The organism is Filobacillus milosensis (assembly GCF_004402015.1).
GTDB classification, from domain to species: Bacteria; Bacillota; Bacilli; order Bacillales; family Alkalibacillaceae; genus Filobacillus; species Filobacillus milosensis.
In genome coordinates this window covers 1-5804 of sequence record NZ_SOPW01000035.1, presented here as the reverse complement: position 1 = coordinate 5804, position 5804 = coordinate 1, and the positions used below count along the sequence as shown (strand labels likewise).

The 5804-nt window shown below is 31.7% G+C and carries 10 protein-coding genes and 1 pseudogene; all 11 read left to right on the top strand.

All coding sequences use genetic code 11. The annotated features are described in order from the left end of the window. Positions 1-104: pseudogene (locus E3U55_RS17775) on the top strand (GNAT family N-acetyltransferase); the annotation flags it as partial. Positions 105-184: 80 nt separating this feature from the next. Then, complete coding sequence (locus E3U55_RS16900; protein WP_134341661.1) at positions 185-742, top strand: hypothetical protein; 558 nt, start codon at positions 185-187, stop codon at positions 740-742. Between the two features lie 129 nt (positions 743-871). Continuing rightward, positions 872-1195: a DUF3221 domain-containing protein gene (locus E3U55_RS16895; protein WP_194840966.1), complete on the top strand. Its 324-nt coding sequence runs from the start codon at positions 872-874 to the stop codon at positions 1193-1195. Between the two features lie 60 nt (positions 1196-1255). Then, complete coding sequence (locus E3U55_RS16890; RefSeq protein ID WP_134341659.1) at positions 1256-1786, top strand: hypothetical protein; 531 nt, start codon at positions 1256-1258, stop codon at positions 1784-1786. A 127-nt stretch (positions 1787-1913) separates the two neighbouring features. Continuing rightward, positions 1914-2594: a hypothetical protein gene (locus tag E3U55_RS16885; protein WP_134341658.1), complete on the top strand. Its 681-nt coding sequence runs from the start codon at positions 1914-1916 to the stop codon at positions 2592-2594. Between the two features lie 59 nt (positions 2595-2653). After that, complete coding sequence (locus tag E3U55_RS16880; RefSeq protein WP_134341657.1) at positions 2654-3007, top strand: DUF7674 family protein; 354 nt, start codon at positions 2654-2656, stop codon at positions 3005-3007. Between the two features lie 196 nt (positions 3008-3203). Next, positions 3204-3335 carry a hypothetical protein gene (locus E3U55_RS17870; protein WP_267195397.1) on the top strand — a complete coding sequence of 44 codons (132 nt, stop codon included), beginning with the start codon at positions 3204-3206 and terminating at the stop codon, positions 3333-3335. A gap of 62 nt (positions 3336-3397) precedes the next feature. Further along, entirely contained in the window at positions 3398-3928 is a 531-nt protein-coding gene (locus tag E3U55_RS16875; protein ID WP_134341656.1) for a hypothetical protein, read from the top strand. Between the two features lie 219 nt (positions 3929-4147). After that, positions 4148-4600, top strand: a complete 453-nt coding sequence (locus E3U55_RS16870; RefSeq protein ID WP_134341655.1) for a hypothetical protein — start codon at positions 4148-4150, stop codon at positions 4598-4600. A gap of 135 nt (positions 4601-4735) precedes the next feature. Continuing rightward, positions 4736-5011 (top strand): hypothetical protein, encoded by a 276-nt coding sequence (locus E3U55_RS16865; protein WP_134341654.1) that lies wholly within the window; start codon positions 4736-4738, stop codon positions 5009-5011. Positions 5012-5093: 82 nt separating this feature from the next. Continuing rightward, positions 5094-5639, top strand: a complete 546-nt coding sequence (locus E3U55_RS16860) for a GNAT family N-acetyltransferase (protein WP_134341653.1) — start codon at positions 5094-5096, stop codon at positions 5637-5639. Positions 5640-5804 lie beyond the last annotated feature (165 nt).

Below are 5804 nucleotides of genomic sequence, written 5' to 3'. Positions count from 1 at the left end.
TTGCACTGTCTTCAGGTTTACAGAGAACTGATGCACATCGCTTTTATGAAGATAGGATGGATTACGACAAAGTAAGTTATGTGTTTAAATCGTCATTGAAATAAGTTGTTCTTAAACTAATGGGGGCTTTTGTTTAAGAAATAAAATATCAATAATATTTATGGAAAGTGACTGATGTTTACATATGAAATTTGAATATAAATTAAGTGGGTTGGGATGGGCTGATGGTTTAATTGAAGCTAACTCACAAACTTATAATTTCAATATAAGCTACTTATCAGACGGTCTCGGGGATTTCTTGACTGCACTTATGGAATTGAATCAATATTGTGTTCCCGAAGATGAAGTTAAGGTGCAAACTTCTTGTACTTGGCATGCAGAGCCATCTGGGACAGAATTGATATTAAAGTTATCTGATAAGATGTTGAATATTAAAATGATTAGTTATGATGATATAGATTTAAAATTAAGCAAACAAATCGAAATTGATACATCAGTTTCTTATTATGAATTTTTGTTTATTGTTATAGAAAGACTAGATTTTTTATTAAAAAAACATGGTTTAATTGGGTACAGAGATACATGGTATGAACACGATTTTCCAATAAGCAGTTACTTAAAGTTAAAGCAATACCTTATTTCCAAATCCAGTTTTCATACAGAAACTTTCGTAGAATTGGGTTATGAAATGGAAAAGAGCGATATCAATGAAGAAATGAAGCTATTGATGAAGTATCTATAATACCTTCATTTCTTTTACAACTATAAGGGACGTTAGTTCAAAAAGAGCGATCGCTCTTGAGCTAACAGGGCAGGAGAGGTTAATTAATCAGGGGGGTTATTTATTTCTCATTTTAGAATTTTTTTAACGTTGGCACTGTTTTTTATTGTTTCATTTAGTGTTGCTTGCACATCAGGTGACGATCATAAAAGTAAAGATTTAGATACCCTTGAAGGAACCATCGTTGACAAAAGAGAGACTGAAGATTATCAGATTCTTGTTGTCCCGAATAAAAAGAAAGATGACACTGAGATTAAACCTAAAAATGATAAAGCGTGGTATTCGATTAGTTCCAAGACATACAGTAGCTTAGAGGAAGGAGACCAAGTTAGGGTGTATTATAATCCTAATGGTGTATTAGAGTCACAACCACCGCAATTTGTGGCGGAGGGTGTGGAAGTAATTGTTGATTGAATGATTTATTGTTTAACAAATTGGGGACTTTAATGAAATTAGGATGGGGGTAATTCTTCCGTGCTTGGTATTAAAAATTATAATCCAACTTTCTATAAGGATATAAATAAGTTTATTCATGACCAAAAAGACCATTTAAGGGCTTTGATTGGTTTAAATATTGATGAAGTATGGACAGTACATGAAGCTTCAGATGGTGAACTTTGGGCAGATTGTCCTGTTATTATCTCTGTTGAAGGAAAGCATTTAGAGTTCTGTTCTTTTAATGATAATGAAATTGCAGTTACTTGGAATGAAATTGATTTAAAGAAAAAGTTAGATTGGTACGGTAATCAGAAATTAAATCTCGAATGGCGAAAAAATGAAATTGAAAATATTACCCCCATTATAGGAAAGTCGATAGAGGTAGTGGAAGTAATTGAAATGAAACAACAAAAGTTTGACTCAAATGATAATTTACTTTGCTCCAACTTATTATTAAACGGCTTAGGCTTTGATATGGGTAATGACTATTTTTCAATTTTCAACGCTTTTGATGAAACTGGTTTTTCTTATTCAAGATATGATAAGGATATATATACCAAGGTATAAACATTTGACCTTATTCAACAAACGGGAGCGTTAATCCAAGAAGGGTTAATGCTTTTTTTGTCGAAATTATTGTAGTGAAGAGGAAGTATAATCATTCCTGAAACAAAGTGTGAAATGGAGGCTAAATATGCCTATCATTAAAGAATTTGATTTAGATTTACCGTATGTAAAAAAAGGTGGGAATAGAGAGGATTATGAAAAGAACTGGAAAGAAAAAAGAATGCAGTTTAGAGATGAGATAAGATGTGTTACCTCTCTGTTCGAACAGAATTTTCAAAAGTACAAGTCAAGTGATAGCTGGAAGGTAATGGTTAACTGCAGAACTATAGCTGAAAATAATGAGGTTAAATGTGTTGGTGGAGTCACAGAGGTTAGTGTTGATTTTGATATTGATAACTATTTTAGCTTAATCAATATTGAAAAGAAAAAGCTTATCTTATCAACTTTAAAAAATGGGATAGACATAATTGTTGATAATAATGGCTGGGATCCTTCTCTGTTTGATGAAGCTTATCAAAAGGTTATCGATTGCAATTATGAAAATCATTGGGTATGGCAAAAACCTAAGAAAAGTCCTGATAGGAAGCATAATGCACAAGTGTATTGTGAACACGATATTGATAAGTTCACAGCCCACTTTATAATTAAAGATAATACTGGTGAAGTAATAAAAGCCGAGAAAATAATAGAGGAATGTCCAAATGAATGGTACTTCCACTCTTATTTTGGGCAATTGAAATGGATAACTTCAAAGGAAGTAGCACTTATAAACAAAGATGGGACTAATCATTTGAACGTACAAATATAATCCTTCCTTCTTCAACTAATTGGGGGCAATAGTTGAAGAAATAGTTTCGAGGTGACGAAATGAATAGAGATTATTTTGCTGAACTATTTGTAAATGAATTTCCTGGTTTTAAGCCTTTGTTAGAAAAACATATTCAATTTAACGATGAGTTATTGCCTCACGTCTTCTTCGGTGAATGTAACGACTATTTTATAAAGTATTTGGAAACAGAAAAAACAAAAGAACTTGAAAAGCTATTTGATTTTTTCGAACGGATGGCAACAGGTGATGAATACGTTAAGGAACTATTAACTGTTACTATCCTTGAACGTCTTGGTGACAATGAAGAAATCCTTAATACAGCTTATAAGTACATGGGTAAAGAAACAAGAAAGGCTTCTGATGAGATAGAAAAGTTTTGGGGGCGATGTTGAACTAACGGGGGCAATAGTTGAAGAAGCGATCTACAAATTGATCGCTTTTTTATTTTGTCTGATAAATAGTTGGAATATTATGTTAACATTAGATTAGAAGATCTTGAGCTAACTGGACAGAAGAGTTGAATAAGATGAGTTATAGGTATACATATATTTGCTTTTATACAGAAGGTAAAAGACGGAGGTTGATAGTATGGAAATCATTATAGCGGTTGGGGTTATTGTTATTGCTATAACTTGTCTATCTATTGAAGGAAAATTAAGAAAAACCAGCGAACAAAACAAAGAAATTATAGAGTTATTAAAACAAGGAAAAGAAAAATAAGAGTTATTAGTTATTGTGCTAATTGGGGGCTTTAATGAAACTAGGGTGGAGGTAATTCTTCTGTGCTTGGTATTAAAAATTATAATCCAACATTCTATAAAGATATAAATATGTTTATTCAAGACCAAAAAGCTCACTTAAGGGCTTTGATTGGTTTAAATATTGATGAAGTATGGACAGTACATGAAGCATCAGATGGTGAACTTTGGGCAGATTGTCCTGTTATTATCTCTGTTGAAGGAAAGCATTTAGAGTTCTGTTCTTTTAATGATAATGAAATTGCAGTTACTTGGAATGAAATTGATTTAAAGAAAAAGTTAGATTGGTACGGCAATCAGGAATTAAATCTCGAATGGCGAAAAAATGAACTTAAAAATATTACCCCCATTATAGGAAAGCCGATAGAGGTAGTGGAAGTAATTGAAATGAAACAACAAAAGTTTGGCTCAAATGATAATTTACTTTGCTCCAACTTATTGTTAAACGGCTTAGGCTTTGATATGGGGAATAACTATTTCTCAATTTTCAACGCTTTTGATGAAACTGGTTTTTCTTATTCAAGATATAATAAGGGTATATATACGAAGGTATAAACACTTGACCTTATTCAACAAACGGGGGCAAAAGTTTAACAAGGCGATCATACATTGGTCGTCTATATTAATTTAACTGATAAATTATTGGAATATTATGTTAATATTGTACTAGAGGATCTTGAACTAATGAGGCAGTAAATTCAAGAAGAAGTTTGAAAACATTTATATAAATAGTAATAGGTTGTTTAGTTAAGTAAGTTAGGAGGTTGGTTAATAGTGAAAAATAACAAAAAAGCGATGATTGTAATTGGAGTAGTTGGAGCTTTAATTGTATTTTCCTTAAACATATATAAAGACACTAAAATAAAGGACCTCGACGATGTTCTAAATTTTAAACCAAATGATTTTAAGACTTTTGGATTTACCGTTAACAGAGATGAGATTACTGGGAACAAAGCATTCGAGTGGCAAACTGAAAATACAGAACCCGTTGAAGAACTTTTAAGTTTTTTAGAACATTACAAAGTAAAGAAGGCAGATATCAACGAGATTAGTGGAAAAGAAAATTTTGAGTTTATGATATTCCACAATATATCTAAACCAATAAATGTGGTTGTAGTAGATGAAAATGAAATGTTAATAGGTGAAACCGTTTTTGAAGTTATTAACGAGCCGATAGATATGGAATGGGTCAAAAACTTTAATCAAAAATATAATAATCAGTATTAAATAAATTTTATAGTGAATTTGGCAAATAAATGTACTTAAAGTAATGGGGCGTTAGTTTAATGAGAGCTTTGTTCTTGATTCACTAAAAGGGCAGGTGATTGAAACAAAAACAAATATTTTGAAGGGGAGGATAAAATGAAGTTATTTGGTACAATAATTACCTTCTTGGGAGGCATTTTTGTTGGATTATCTGGGTTAGAGAAAATATTAATTTTTGCTTCACTATCTTCTTTTAATCCAAATATAACTTCTGATATACAAGAGGTTAAAGCTTTCACTCCAGAATATATATGGAGTATTACAAACTATACCTTTGGGTTCGGAATAGCGTTATTTTTAATAGGGATTGTTATCTTTCTTGCAACCTATCTTGTGAATAATAAAACAATAAAAGATAAATTCTCTAATTAAAAAAATCAATTAACTGGGGGCAAGAGTTGAATAAGGATAAATTTAGCATTGAGGCAGGAATGTTTAATAAAAGGAGTTTGTAATGAAGGTTAATGAAAAGGAATTTTATGTTCGTAATTTAAGTTATATCATAAGGTCAGCTAACGAGAATGACGCGAAAACCTTGTCTGAAATAAGAGTGCAAATAGATGGCGAAACAGAAAATATGGATAGAGAAAAAGGCGAAGCATACATAGATGAATTAGGTTTTAAACAACTAATCAAAGAGGATGATGAAACTGCACATAATCTTTTTTTAGTTTGCGAAATAAACGGAAGGATTGTTGGTTTTTCAAGATGCGAAGGCAATTTGTTGAAAAGGATGTCCCATAAAGTTGAGTTCGGTGTTTGTGTACTAAAGGATTTCTGGGGATATGGCATTGGTACAAACTTTTTAAAAGAAACAATAACATGGGCTGACACAAACGAAATTAAGAAAATAACTTTGAGTGTACTTGAAACCAATGAAAAAGCCATAATGCTATATAAAAACTATGGTTTTCAAGAAGAAGGAGTATTAAAGAAAGATAAGTTACTATCAGATGGAAATTATTATAACACCGTAATAATGGGAAGATTTAATGAATAACGGCTACTTCTAATTAGTTTTCACTATTCAATTAACGGGGGCAATAGTTGTGCGAAATGTTTCTAGCTTAAACTGAGAGTGGCTACATTACTCAGGTAAAGGCTAGGCGGTTCCGATAGGAACTGAAGGATTATATCGAAGAGTCAAATGATAGAGTAACGTCTT